Source organism: Globicatella sanguinis, assembly GCF_002847845.2.
GTDB lineage: Bacteria > Bacillota > Bacilli > Lactobacillales > Aerococcaceae > Globicatella > Globicatella sanguinis.
In genome coordinates this window covers 1095628-1108091 of sequence record NZ_CP126962.1, presented here as the reverse complement: position 1 = coordinate 1108091, position 12464 = coordinate 1095628, and the positions used below count along the sequence as shown (strand labels likewise).

Genomic DNA, 12464 nt, shown 5'->3' with positions numbered 1-12464 from the left:
CAGGGAAAACCATGAAACGTTTATTAAAATTCTTAGCACTGGCTATTTTATGTGTTCTGGTCGTAGCCTGTGACGATGATAATAAAACCAGTGGGAATGCTGATTTTGACTTTTCAACGCAGCATGGTGGGGAAGCATTAAATATTGTAGCGGGTTCTGAAATTGAGGTCTTGGAACCGATTATTGAGGAATACGCTAAGAAAAACAGACAAACGATTAATATTGCTTACCAAGGCTCCTTAACGACCATGCAACTACTACAATCAGGTGAAGTTGATTATGATGCGGCTTGGACTGCAAGTTCGATGTGGCTCAATATGGGAGACACTCATAACCTTTTAAAATATACAGAGTCGATTTCGATGTCACCCGTGGTCTTTGGAATTCGTCAATCCCTCGCAGAACAATTAGGTTTTACTGATGGTGATGTCTCAATTGCTGAAATATTAGCAGCGATTGAACAGAACAAATTAACCTTTGCGATGACTTCCGCAACTCAATCTAACAGTGGTGCAACAGCTTATTTATCATTTTTAACGGCCTTATCAGGCAAAGAAAATTTAACATCTGAAGATTTGGCTAATCAACAACTGATTGATAAAATTACCAAATTATTAAGTGGCGTCAGCCGTTCATCCGGTTCATCGAATTGGCTCGTAACGCTATTTTTAAACGGCAACTATGATGCGATGGTTAATTATGAAACCTTAATTATTCAAACGAATAAACAATTAATAGAACAAGGCAAAGAACCTTTATATGTTGTGTACCCAACGGACGGTGTGGCAATGAGTGACGCACCATTAGCTTATGTTGATCATCAAAATGAGAAAAAAGAAAAAGCTTTTTTAGCTTTTCAAGAGTATTTATTAAGTGATGAGGCCCAAGTGAAAATTCAAGAAACCGGCCGTCGTACCGCTTATAATACTGTCACCCAAAATAATAACCAGGTCTTTAATCCGGACTGGGGGATAGATACGAGTAAGATATTAAACACGGTCCGTTTACCTGAAGCAAAAGTATTAGAAGAAGCCTTAATTGCTTATCAAACAGCCTTTAAAAAACCGGCTTTGACCTATTATTTACTAGACTACTCAGGCTCGATGGCAGGAGAGGGAGAAGAACAATTAGAAGAGGCTTTAAGTTATGTCATGCAATCAGATAAAGCGAGCAAGAACTTATTACAAGGGACCAGTCGTGACATTACCCATGTGATTAAATTTGAAAGCAATGTCGGGAAGCCAATTAGTGCTAATGGAGCTAGCACAGAATTAGAAGAATTGTATCAGCAGATCACCACTTATTCAGCGGGTGGTGGGACTTCAATGAATGCAGCGGTTCTTTCAGCTCTTGAACATATTAAAAACAATACCGATGATTTAGCTGATCATACCCCAATGATTGTCATTTTATCTGACGGACGTGCAAACGATGAACATTTAAAAGACGAAGTAGCTAGCCAATATCAAGCGTTAAACCTTGATATTCCAATCTTTTCGATTCAATTTGGAGATGCTGATGATAATTACTTGCAAGAATTGGCTAATTTAAGTAATGGTCGTGTATTCGATGGACGTAGTGATCTCGTGAGTGCTTTTCAATCAGTAAGAGGGTATAATTAAGATAGAAGGAGGATGTCAAAATGGTGAAACAAAATCTATTATCATTTTTAGGCAGTTTAATCTTTTTTCTAATCTTTTGGTATCTTCTTGAGTGGCCATTATACTTAGTGTTAGTGTTAACTTTAATTTTATTTTTTGCGATTTACTTTTTGATTACCCCCAAAATTAAAATTGGTAATGTCGAAGTACTCGATGATCAGCTCAATAAAGAGTTGGCTGATTTATACCAAGTACTAGGAAAAAATGTTAAACGTATGGAACAGAACGCAAAACAAATAGAAGACCAAGAAGTGGCTGAGCTTGCCAATTCATTGACAGGGATTGGTTTTTCTATCTATGAATATTTAGATGACCATCTTCAAGCCTTATCGGCTAGTCGTCATTTTATTGAATATTATACAACGAAGTCGGAGGAAATTATTGAGAACTATTATGAATTAGAAAGAGTGGGTGTTTCTGCCAATAAATTACAGCAGGTAAAAGCACAGACTACGGAAGCGCTAGGGTACTTGAATCAAATTTTTAACCAACAACGCGATTCCTATCACCAACAAAAATATCTCAATTTAGAATTACAAACCGACTTATTAGAGAAAACCGCTCAGATGGGTGAAGATTTTAAACAGGAGGAACAGTCATGAAAAATGGAAAATTCTTTGGATTAGGTCTATTACTTATTGTAATAGCAGCAGTAATTGGATTTTCGTTTTTACGTTCTGGACAACCTGACCAAGTTTCGATTACCGGTTTAGTCGGAGGAGAAAAAATTAACCTTTTAGAAAATACAAGAGTAAAAGAAATTGCCAAGAAAGAATATGGCTTGACTTATGATTATCGTAAAGCAGGTTCGGTTGATATGGTTCAACCAGGTGCGAGCGATAATTTCCAATATCTATTCCCTTCAAGTCAATTCGCGGCTGATTTACAAGAATATTTAGGTGGAGAAAATCAGTTTTCAGACATCATGTTTAACACACCGATTGTGTTATACTCGCGCCATATCGTCGTAGATGTTTTAATTAAGGCGGGTTATGTCACAGAAGAAAACGGTATTTACACGGTTGATATGGCCAAATTAGCTAACGCTATGAAAGAAGGTAAAACTTGGGCCGATATCGGACTAACCGATTTATATGGGGATATCTTGGTGGATACTACCAATCCTAATGCGTCGAACTCAGGCAATATGTTTTTAGGATTATTAGCCAATGCACTAAATGATAACAAAGCAATCACGAAGGAGCAAGTTGCTGAATTAAAACCAGTCTTAAAAGCTATTTATAATAAAATCGGTTATAGTCAAACCTCTTCATCTGATTTATTTAATCAGTTTTTAAAACAAGGAGTCGGTGCCTATCCCATTATTGCGGGTTACGAGAGTCAATGGCTAGAATTTTCAAAAATTGAGCCTAATGTATACAATCAAGTGAAAGATGACATCGTGATGTTATACCCCTCACCGACAGTTTGGTCTTCTCATGTCCTAATTGGGATAGATGAAGGGGCAGAAGTGATGAGAAAGGTCATGTTAGATGAAGAAGTCCAAGAAATTGCTTGGTCTCAACATGGTTTTAGAACGATTGTCTCAGGAACAGAAACCGATGTCTATCAAGATTTACCAGGAGTGCGTAAAGATATTAAATCCGTTATGGCCTTACCACAAGCAGATATTATGTTAGAATTAATGGAAGCTGTAAAATAATTAGATTACACCATCATCACGCTGTTACTTATACGATTGTAGGTAACAGTGTTTTTTTGTGCGCTCTATGTCAAGTAGTATCGGTGTAGAAATCATCAGCATTAAAAAATATAGAACCAATTTTATTTAGCAGGCAACTTTGATGGTAAAAGACAAAAAGTTTGTGAACTGGAATAAACAATTGATGATGAAATATTACCTATCCAAAACGAACAGCTTTGATGGAGAAAATGAAATTAAATCAGTAAAATGATTCGAAAAAAATTTATTTTTGAAAAAGGTGAATTAGGAGATTGTTTTGAACAGGTTGTTGTTTGAGATTAAGTGAATGATTACAATATAACGAAAAAATAATGAGAGTAAAATGAGGTTTTTATCGTGAAAGTTGATTATAAAGACGTTTTTATGATGCGAAAGAGTTTGTTTTAAGAAAAAGATTGTGAAAAAAGAGCGGGCAATAAGTAAATTGATTTTTACTTATTACTCGCTCTTGAAATATTTAAAAGACTGAAAGTCTCCTAGCAATTATTGAGTAAGGCATAGATCATTTCATATAAGTCAATGAATTAAGCCTCATTATCTAAAGTATTTAATTTGTCTTTGACCATTTTCATTAGGACAGGGATGTCTTCAGGACGGTTCACAACATCTAATTGGTCAATATCCACCATTAGCACTTGAGAGGCATGATAGTGATTTTTAACCCAAGCATCATAACCTGACCACAAAGTATAATAGTAATGACGCAAACTTTCATCTTGTTCAAATTCTCGTCCACGAAGCCCAATGCGTTCCATAATGGTTTCAAATGAACCGTGTAAGTAGACCATTAAATCTGGTGCTTTTTGTGGTAAGGATTCTAACTCTTCCATCATATTATTTAATAATTTTTCATATATTTTAAATTCCATATCAGAAATACGACCTAAATCATTATTAACTTTACAGAAATACCAATCTTCATAAATTGAACGGTCTAAGACATTATGACGATTATGGAATGCACGTTTAATATCTTGATAACGACTACTTAAAAACTCTAACTGTAATAAGAAAGGATAACGTTTTGCATCCTGTTCTTCCGGGCTAGCTGTATAAAATAATGGCAAAATATCATTATTCTCGACATTTTCATAAAAGACTTCAGAATCTAACTGCTCTCCAATAACTTTGGCCACGCTTGTCTTACCAGCGCCAATCATGCCACCAATGACTATTATCATAACCAACTCCTCAAATGATTTAACAAAATTTCAACTCATTGATTATAACATAAAACCAAAGACGTTAAAGTATTATTTTTGAATTCTTTTTAAAGTATATTAAACGTAAATGAAAATATCTTAGTACACCGAAAATAAGAATGTTTCAAATCCACTACCATCATCACTAACAATAGGCTTGAAATGGTCAGGAACAGGTTGTTTTATGATTCCCATTATTTTTAGTTCTGGTAGAAATAAAGAAGTTATCAGATAACTAGGAAGGAAGTCAATTGATGCACCTCTTTATATGATGGTGCAAACTAAAAAGTTTTATGCTCTAATCTATCAACAATAATTTTTATTAAAGCATTAATTACCCCTTCTGTCCTCTCACATAAGAATTATTATATGGTTTAAACTCATGGTCATGTAGGGATACGGCAGCATCGTTTAACCAGTTGGTGTTTCGTAAGATAGCACGACCAATCATCACGGCATCGGCTTGATTGGTTTGTAAGATAAATTCAGCCAATCCTGGATCATCGATTAAGCCAACGGTAATTACATCAATCGCAACAGCTTCTTTAATTCTAGTTGCATAAGGTGTTTGGAAACCAGCATGAACGGGAATATTAGGTTTTTTACTTAAGATGCCACCAGTGGAGACATCGATAGCTACAACACCCTGTTCTTCCATCCAACGAGCCATTTGTTGCCAATCTTCAATTGTATTTTGTTGGCCTGTTTCATCATATGCATCGGCCGAGATACGTACCCAAATTGGTAGAGCAACTTGAGCTTTAATGCCGTCGATAATTTCGCGTAAAATACGATAACGGTTTTCTAAGCTGCCACCATATTGGTCATTCCGTTGATTAGCTAATGGTGATAAAAATTGGCTGATTAAATAGCCATGAGCTGCATGAATTTCAATCATATCATAACCGGCTTTTTCAGCACGGATACTGGAAGCGACAAAGCCATCAATCGTTGCTTGAATTTGTTCTAAAGTCATTTCAACTGGCGGATTATAGGGCTCGCCATAAGGAATGCCACTAGGACTTAGTGGTGCTTGGGCATCACTTGCTTTACGCCCGGCATGGGAAATTTGAATACCCATTTTACTTCCTAAATAATGGACGGAATCAACCAATTTTTTCATTGCTTCCATTTGTTCGTCATTCCATAAACCTAAATCTTGATTTGTGATACGCCCATCGGGTTCAATGGCGGTTGCTTCTTGAATGATTAGTCCCATTTTACTAATGGCCCGCATTCCATAATGGGCAAAATGGAAGGGGGTCGGTTTTCCGTCTTGTTCGTGTGCTTCATACATACACATGGGTGGCATGATGACGCGGTTAGATAAATCAATCCCACCGATTTTAGCAGGAGATAATAATTTTGACATGGCATACGCCTCCTTTTCATCTAATAGTATAAATTATCCAAACCGTTTTAGACAACATTATTGCTTGCATTTGAATAATCGCGAATTTCAAGCAAAATAAATTCAGTAAATGTTCAAACTGTGTTAAACTAAATCTCGAAAGAGGGGGATATCTTAATGGAATACAAATCACTGTATCATACTGAAGTTATTAACCAAGATGGGATTGAAGGGATTGCTTATGTGAATGAAGCGGATGGATTAAAAGTACAAGTTTCTAGTCCAACCAAAAATGTACCGGGAACGAATCCGGAGCAATTATTAGGATTGGCCTTAACCACTTGTTTAAATGCAACGATCGAAGCTGAAGAAAAACGCCGCGGATATGAACATCAAGCAGTAGTCAAAGCAGAAATTGATTTAGCACAAGATGAACCGGGTTATCAATTTTTCGTTGCAGTAAAAGTAACAATGCCACATCTCGAAAGTGCTGAAGCCCAATCGATTTTAGCAACCAGTTTGAAGCGATGTCCCGTTGTCAAATTATTAAAAGATGGTGAAAATGTCAACATTGAATTAGTAGGTTAATGGAGAATCAGCTATGTCAGCTAAAGTTCTTTCTGAGGTATTAATTTATGAAGTGTTATCGGTAGTGTCAGAAATACCAATAGGTAATGTTGCCACTTATGGACAAATCGCTCAATTAATTAATCGCCCAAAAAATGCGCGCTTAGTTGGCAAAGTTTTAAGTCAAGCGGATTTTTATGGCGAGTATCCTTGTCATCGCGTGGTGAATGCAGCTGGAAGATTAGCACCACAATTTGTTCAACAAAAATCTTTATTATTAGACGAAGGCATCACCTTTAAAGATGCGTGCCATGTTGATATAAAGCAACATAAATGGACCATATAATAACAACCCTAGTATACAGATAGAGGATTTTATTATTTTAAACGGGGGTGGACAGACGAAGCGAAATTATTTGAATTCGCTTTAAAATCTCGTACAATGGAGTTAGTTGAAGTTTGAGTTCTATTAATTAAAAGGTGTTTTATTAAAGGAATTCGATTATTGTCACAAAGAGAAGGGAATGAAAAGGAGCAATTATGCGTTATTTTGAAGAGCAAATAGGTGATAATGGAGCTGTCGCTAAATTTTATTTACATGAAGCTACTCCTGAAATTGATGGTGACCGTTTATATCCGGTGATGGTGTTATGTCCTGGCGGAGGTTATATGTTTACCTCAAACCGTGAATCTGAAATGGTTGCATTGCAATTTTTTGCGAAAGGTTTTCAAGTAATGGTCGTACATTATGCAACCGAAGGGGTTCAAGCATTTAATGCTGAATTAGCAAATTGGCCAGACGCTCCTATTAGTCAATATCCTAATCCTTTAGTAGAGTTGGCTATAGCGATGACAATTCTTAAAGAAAATGCAGAGGAATGGTCGATTAATGAAGAATATATTGTCGTCGGAGGTTTTTCTGCCGGTGGTAATTTAGCGGCGCAATTAGGGGTGCATTGGCATGAAGAGTGGTTAGCACAATTGGTTGGCAAATCAAATGAATTATACCGACCAACTCATTTAGTGTTAATTTATCCAGCGTTAACAATTCCTTCAACGGTTAGACCTGAATATGGACAATCGGTGAATCCAATGATGTATGCTATTACCGGTAAAGCAGAAAATACCGAAGTTGAATTGGCTGATTTAAAACCGACGAATTTTGTTAATGATATGACACCACCTAGTTTCATCTGGCATACACGAGAAGATGATGTGGTGCCTGTTACTGATTCAATCGAGTTTGCTTTAGCTCTAGAAGAATATAAGATTCCTTATGAATTGCATATTTTCGATAAAGGTAAACATGGACTATCACTGGCGAATATCTTAACCGGTCGTCAAACTGCTAATTCAAATTATCAAGCAAGTAAATGGATTGACTTATTACTTGAATGGTTAGCGCCAACCAAAACGGCTCCAAATCGTTTCTTTGATTATACTGAATAGATTTTACCGTGGCTTACAATTCTTTAAAAAAATACAAACTAACCTCTCGCCAGCCTTTTATCAGGCATAGCGAGAGGTTTTATTTTATAATTCTGTATTCTGGGTGACTTTCGCCACTTCACTAGGATTATAGCCGTAGTATTTTTTGAATGATTTTGAAAAGTAGAGGGGATCAGCGTAACCGACAGAGAGGGCGACGATTTTGACGGTTAAGTCTGAACTTTCTAAGAGTTGTTTGGCTCTGTTCATGCGCACTTTCGTTAAATAATCTTTCGGTGTCATTTGCTCGTATTCTTTAAAAATAGTGGAAAGATAACTGCGGTTGACTCCTAATAATTCAGCGATATAGTTAACGTTTAATGTTTCATTCCCGTATTGTTTATCTATGATCGTTCTCGCTTCAAAATATAATTGTTGAGTTGATTTTTGTTTAGAAGCTTCTTTCGGTGGAAATTGATGGGCGATTAAATATAATACTTCATATATTTTGGATAAAATTTGTAAAGTTTCAATCGAATAATAATCTTTAGTAATATTCTGGGTAACGATAAATTTAATTGTTTCACCAATTAATTTGGTATCTTCGAAATCCTTCGAAATAGCATAACCGTCTTGCATTAAAGTCGACAACTTAAAATAATCCGCAACCTTGGTGCCACTAAGCCCCAACCAATAATAAGACCACGGCTCATTAATATCGGCTTCATAATACAATAATTCATTTTCTTTCAATAAAAATAAATCGCCAGCTTTTAGATGATAGGTTTTGCCATTATAGATAAATTGGCCTTTCCCTTCTTCAATATAATGGAGTACATAATTATCACGAATGGCGGGGCCAAAACCATATTTAGGTGGACATTTTTCATAGCCGCAAAAGTCCATCATTAAATCGACTGAACCTTGATGCAATTCATAATAAACTAGACTACCGCCTTCAATCTTCTTGTTTAACACTCGTAACCCCTCCTAACCACATTAAATTATACCTAACATTATTCCATGTCGCAACCTAACATAATTCTATTTTAGAAAACGAATACACAAGGTATGATAGTGTTAACAACAATTAGGAGGCAAAATGATGAGCATTCAAGTGGAAGAAACATTATTTTATATTCATGGCAAAAACACATCTATCATTATTGAAAATGTTAATGGGTATTTATTATTAAGACATGTAGGACGTCGGGTAAACCAATATCATCAATCAAATGCAGTCTTTGAAAAAGATCATGCTTTTTCTGGTAACCCGGAACCTCATAATCGTACTTTTAGTTTTGATACTCAGCGTCAGGTGATTGGACAACATGGTTTGGGTGATTTCCGCCAACCCTCTTTAAAAGTGCAACATCATCAAAATGAAGTGACAGATTTTAAATTAGCGGACTACGAAATTGTGAAAGGTAATGTGGCACTCACAACGTTACCAACAGTTCACTCTTTCAATGATGCAGAGTCGATTATTTTCAATTTAGTAGATGAGGTTGCTAAAGTCAGCTTAAAACTAATCTATACCGCCTCAGCAACCGAAGATACGATTTTAGTGCATCAAGTATTCGAAAATATGGGCGAAGAACCGGTCGTTTTACACCGATCTTTGAGTGCGATGTTCGATGTGCCAGCTAAAGCGTATGATGTTATTACTTTACAAGGTGCTTATGCCAGAGAGAAGACCGTTCGTCGTCAACCGGTCACGCAAGGATTCTATAAAGTAGGATCGAATCGTGGTGCCTCAGGACATGGCCAAACGCCTGCTTTAATTTTGGCCGATAGCCAGACAACGGAACAAGCGGGTGAAGCCTTTGCATTACAACTCATTTACTCAGGTAATTTCCAAACCTTTGTAGAACAAAATCAGTTAAATGAAGTGCGAGTGGCAATCGGTTTAAATGATGATAATTTTAGTTGGCAATTAAATCCAGGTGAACAATTCGAAACACCGGTCGCTTTATTCAGCTATAGTGCTAATGGGTTGAATGCTTTATCAGATGAATCGCGTCGTTTCGTTCAAAATCATATTATTCCCGCAACTTTTGCACACGAATTAAGACCGATTTTAATCAATAATTGGGAAGCGACTTATTTCGATTTCAATGGTGAGAAATTATTGGCTTTAGCCGATGAAGCAGTGGCTTTAGGTATCGAACTATTTGTCTTAGATGATGGCTGGTTTGGCAATCGTTTTGATGATAATCGTGCTTTAGGCGATTGGTGGGTCAATGAAGAAAAATTAGGGGGCACCTTAAAAGCGCTCATTGATGAAGTGCATCAACGTGGTTTGAAATTTGGGATCTGGGTTGAACCGGAAATGATTTCTGAAGATAGTGATTTATATCGCAACTATCCAGACTGGGCGATTCAAGTGCCGAACCGCAGTCATACTTATTCGCGTAATCAATTGGTCTTAGATTTATCCAATCCAGAAGTGGTAGCATATTTAAAAACGACATTCGATCAATTGCTAGAAAATCATGAGATTGATTATGTTAAATGGGATATGAACCGTAATATCACGAAAATTGGTAATGGCACAACTTATCTTGAGACCAAAGCGCAATCCCATGCTTATATGTTAGGGTTGTATGACTTGGTGTCTTACTTAACGGAAAAACATGACAATATTTTATTTGAAAGTTGTTCAGGTGGTGGCGGGCGTAATGATTTAGGAATGTTACGCTATTTCCCACAAGTTTGGGCGAGTGATGATACGGATGCGATGGCACGCTTACCAATTCAATATGGTTCATCGTACTTGTATCCAACAATTTCAATGGGAGCGCATGTGTCTGTTTCACCAAACCATCAATTGGGCAGAACCACACCGATTGAAACACGAGGGCATGTCGCGATGATGGGGAATTTAGGTTATGAATTAGACTTAACGAGTCTTTCAGCAGCAGATAAAGCCGTTATTAAAGAACAAGTGGCAGCTTATAAAAAGATTCGTCCAATCATTCAATTAGGGAAACAATATCGCTTGATTAATCCTGAAGCAGATTCTAATGAAGCAGCAGTGCAATTTAATTATCAAGACCAAGTGGTGGTCACTTATGTTCGTATTTTATCAACGATTGAAACCATTGAAACGACGGTTAAATTAGTCGGACTCGAGGAGGATAGTTTGTATCAATTAGTAGACAGTGATACAGTATATTCAGGAGCAGAGTTAATGTATGCAGGTCTTACAATGGCGCTGCCTCAAGGAGATTTCTTAACGAAACAACTCCATTTTATAAAAAAATAGGAAGTGAATGAGATGAAAGGAAAAAGTAAGTTATTAAAAGCAGGCATCGTATGCTTAGCGAGTTTAAGCTTAGTGGGATGTGGAAAAGATGACGGCTTAACAGCAGATGGTAAGGTTGAAATTGAATACTTCAATCAAAAGAAGGAAATGACGGATACCATTAGAGAAATTGCTCAAGATTTTGAAGCGCAAAATCCAGACATCAAAATCAAAGTCGTCGATGTTCCTTCACCTGGTGATGTATTAAAGACACGAGTATTAGCAGGGGACTTACCAGATGTGATGAATACTTACCCACAAAGTTTGGAATTACAAGAATGGGCTAAAGCCGGCTATCTTGAAGATATCAAAGATCAACCTTTTATGAAAAATTTAAAAGAGGGTTATGCTGAAAACTATGAAGTAGAAGGTGGTATTTATAATGTACCACTTAGTGCCAATATGTACGGTTTTTACTATAACGCGACGAAGTTTAAAGAGTTAGGATATGAAGTACCGGAGACATGGGCTGAGTTTGAAGCTTTAGTGGATCAAATGATTGCGGATGGAAAAGTGCCTTTTGCGATTGCGGGTAGTGAAGGTTGGACTTTAAATGGCTATCATCAATTAGCGATTGCGACCGTCACGGGTGGTTTCCACCCAGCGAATGATTACTTACGTTTTTCTCAACCTAACTCGATCTCAGCCGATGATGAAATTTTAAAAGCAGATGCTCAGCGTTTAGATTTATTAAGACGTCCAGGAGCAATGCAACAAAACTGGCAAGGTGCCTCTTATACCGATGCTTTAGCAACCTTTGCTAGAGGAGATGCGTTAATGACCGTTAATGGTTCATGGGCGTTGACAATGATTAACGAGCAAGAACCTCAATTTGAAGTAGCGACCTTCCCATTCCCAGGTAATAATCCGGGAGAAAGCTTAACGATTGGTTCGGGAGACTTCGCTTTATCGATTTCTGCTACGACACCACATAAAGAAGAAGCACTTCGATTTGTCGAATACTTGACGACACCAGAAGCGATGCAAAAATATTATGATGTCGATGGCTCACCCGTAACGGTTAAAGGTGTTAAAATGAAAGAAGATTCTGAATTAGCTGGTTTAGCTCAATATGCTTTTACGGATAAACATATTGTCTGGTTAGCACAAAATTGGACGAGTGAGAATGATTATTATACTTTAACCACCAATTATTTAACGACCGGTGATTTAGAGCGCATGGCACAAGATTTAAATGCTTTCTTTAATCCAATGAAAGCCGATGTAAAGTAGGAGGAGTACA

General features: G+C 36.9%; 11 protein-coding genes. 8 read left to right on the top strand and 3 right to left on the bottom strand.

Annotated elements, in window-relative coordinates; translation table 11 throughout:
* Positions 1 to 11: 11 nt before the first annotated feature.
* From CYJ72_RS04780 to CYJ72_RS04770, 3 genes are read left to right on the top strand one after another with little or no spacing between them, the layout of a single operon-like run.
* Positions 12 to 1622, top strand: a complete 1611-nt coding sequence (locus CYJ72_RS04780; RefSeq protein ID WP_284630784.1) for a substrate-binding and VWA domain-containing protein — start codon at positions 12 to 14, stop codon at positions 1620 to 1622.
* Positions 1623 to 1642: 20 nt separating this feature from the next.
* Positions 1643 to 2263, top strand: a complete 621-nt coding sequence (locus tag CYJ72_RS04775; protein WP_101813728.1) for a 5-bromo-4-chloroindolyl phosphate hydrolysis family protein — start codon at positions 1643 to 1645, stop codon at positions 2261 to 2263.
* The gene (locus CYJ72_RS04770; RefSeq protein ID WP_284630782.1) at positions 2260 to 3324 is read left to right on the top strand and encodes a substrate-binding domain-containing protein; all 1065 of its coding nucleotides are present in this window, start codon (positions 2260 to 2262) and stop codon (positions 3322 to 3324) included. The genes CYJ72_RS04775 and CYJ72_RS04770 overlap by 4 nt, the downstream gene beginning before the upstream one ends.
* A 566-nt stretch (positions 3325 to 3890) precedes the next feature.
* On the opposite strand, the gene CYJ72_RS04765 is transcribed toward CYJ72_RS04770, so the two are convergent.
* Together CYJ72_RS04765 and CYJ72_RS04760 are read right to left on the bottom strand one after the other, a co-directional pair.
* Positions 3891 to 4547 (bottom strand): deoxynucleoside kinase, encoded by a 657-nt coding sequence (locus tag CYJ72_RS04765; RefSeq protein WP_066127014.1) that lies wholly within the window; start codon positions 4545 to 4547, stop codon positions 3891 to 3893.
* A 355-nt stretch (positions 4548 to 4902) separates the two neighbouring features.
* A complete protein-coding gene (locus tag CYJ72_RS04760) occupies positions 4903 to 5940 on the bottom strand; it encodes an NADH:flavin oxidoreductase/NADH oxidase (protein WP_066127017.1) in 1038 nt (345 codons plus the stop codon).
* A gap of 156 nt (positions 5941 to 6096) precedes the next feature.
* Between CYJ72_RS04760 and CYJ72_RS04755 the strand changes: the two genes are divergently transcribed.
* The 3 genes from CYJ72_RS04755 (at position 6097) to CYJ72_RS04745 (ending at position 7935) form a co-directional block, all read left to right on the top strand.
* Positions 6097 to 6507, top strand: a complete 411-nt coding sequence (locus CYJ72_RS04755; protein WP_066127020.1) for an OsmC family protein — start codon at positions 6097 to 6099, stop codon at positions 6505 to 6507.
* Between the two features lie 13 nt (positions 6508 to 6520).
* The gene (locus tag CYJ72_RS04750) at positions 6521 to 6832 is read left to right on the top strand and encodes an MGMT family protein (protein WP_284630779.1); all 312 of its coding nucleotides are present in this window, start codon (positions 6521 to 6523) and stop codon (positions 6830 to 6832) included.
* 194 nt (positions 6833 to 7026) lie between these two features.
* On the top strand, positions 7027 to 7935 hold the full coding sequence (locus CYJ72_RS04745; RefSeq protein ID WP_284630777.1) for an alpha/beta hydrolase: 909 nt from the start codon (positions 7027 to 7029) through the stop codon (positions 7933 to 7935).
* An 84-nt stretch (positions 7936 to 8019) separates the two neighbouring features.
* On the opposite strand, the gene CYJ72_RS04740 is transcribed toward CYJ72_RS04745, so the two are convergent.
* Positions 8020 to 8892 carry an AraC family transcriptional regulator gene (locus CYJ72_RS04740; RefSeq protein WP_257876990.1) on the bottom strand — a complete coding sequence of 291 codons (873 nt, stop codon included), beginning with the start codon at positions 8890 to 8892 and terminating at the stop codon, positions 8020 to 8022.
* Positions 8893 to 9019: 127 nt separating this feature from the next.
* On the opposite strand from CYJ72_RS04740, the gene CYJ72_RS04735 reads away from it, so the two are divergent.
* Both CYJ72_RS04735 and CYJ72_RS04730 read left to right on the top strand, forming a co-directional pair.
* Positions 9020 to 11182: an alpha-galactosidase gene (locus tag CYJ72_RS04735; protein WP_066126311.1), complete on the top strand. Its 2163-nt coding sequence runs from the start codon at positions 9020 to 9022 to the stop codon at positions 11180 to 11182.
* 12 nt (positions 11183 to 11194) lie between these two features.
* Positions 11195 to 12454 carry an extracellular solute-binding protein gene (locus CYJ72_RS04730; protein ID WP_284630774.1) on the top strand — a complete coding sequence of 420 codons (1260 nt, stop codon included), beginning with the start codon at positions 11195 to 11197 and terminating at the stop codon, positions 12452 to 12454.
* Positions 12455 to 12464: the final 10 nt, after the last annotated feature.

What these genes read in the sequence shown, in the direction of transcription:
- CYJ72_RS04780 (WP_284630784.1), top strand. Translation starts at nt 12, where the DNA reads ATGAAACGTTTATTAAAATTCTTAGCACTGGCTATTTTATGTGTTCTG.
- CYJ72_RS04775 (WP_101813728.1), top strand. Translation starts at nt 1,643, where the DNA reads ATGGTGAAACAAAATCTATTATCATTTTTAGGCAGTTTAATCTTTTTT.
- CYJ72_RS04770 (WP_284630782.1), top strand. Translation starts at nt 2,260, where the DNA reads ATGAAAAATGGAAAATTCTTTGGATTAGGTCTATTACTTATTGTAATA.
- CYJ72_RS04765 (WP_066127014.1), bottom strand. Translation starts at nt 4,547, where the DNA reads ATGATAATAGTCATTGGTGGCATGATTGGCGCTGGTAAGACAAGCGTG.
- CYJ72_RS04760 (WP_066127017.1), bottom strand. Translation starts at nt 5,940, where the DNA reads ATGTCAAAATTATTATCTCCTGCTAAAATCGGTGGGATTGATTTATCT.
- CYJ72_RS04755 (WP_066127020.1), top strand. Translation starts at nt 6,097, where the DNA reads ATGGAATACAAATCACTGTATCATACTGAAGTTATTAACCAAGATGGG.
- CYJ72_RS04750 (WP_284630779.1), top strand. Translation starts at nt 6,521, where the DNA reads ATGTCAGCTAAAGTTCTTTCTGAGGTATTAATTTATGAAGTGTTATCG.
- CYJ72_RS04745 (WP_284630777.1), top strand. Translation starts at nt 7,027, where the DNA reads ATGCGTTATTTTGAAGAGCAAATAGGTGATAATGGAGCTGTCGCTAAA.
- CYJ72_RS04735 (WP_066126311.1), top strand. Translation starts at nt 9,020, where the DNA reads ATGAGCATTCAAGTGGAAGAAACATTATTTTATATTCATGGCAAAAAC.
- CYJ72_RS04730 (WP_284630774.1), top strand. Translation starts at nt 11,195, where the DNA reads ATGAAAGGAAAAAGTAAGTTATTAAAAGCAGGCATCGTATGCTTAGCG.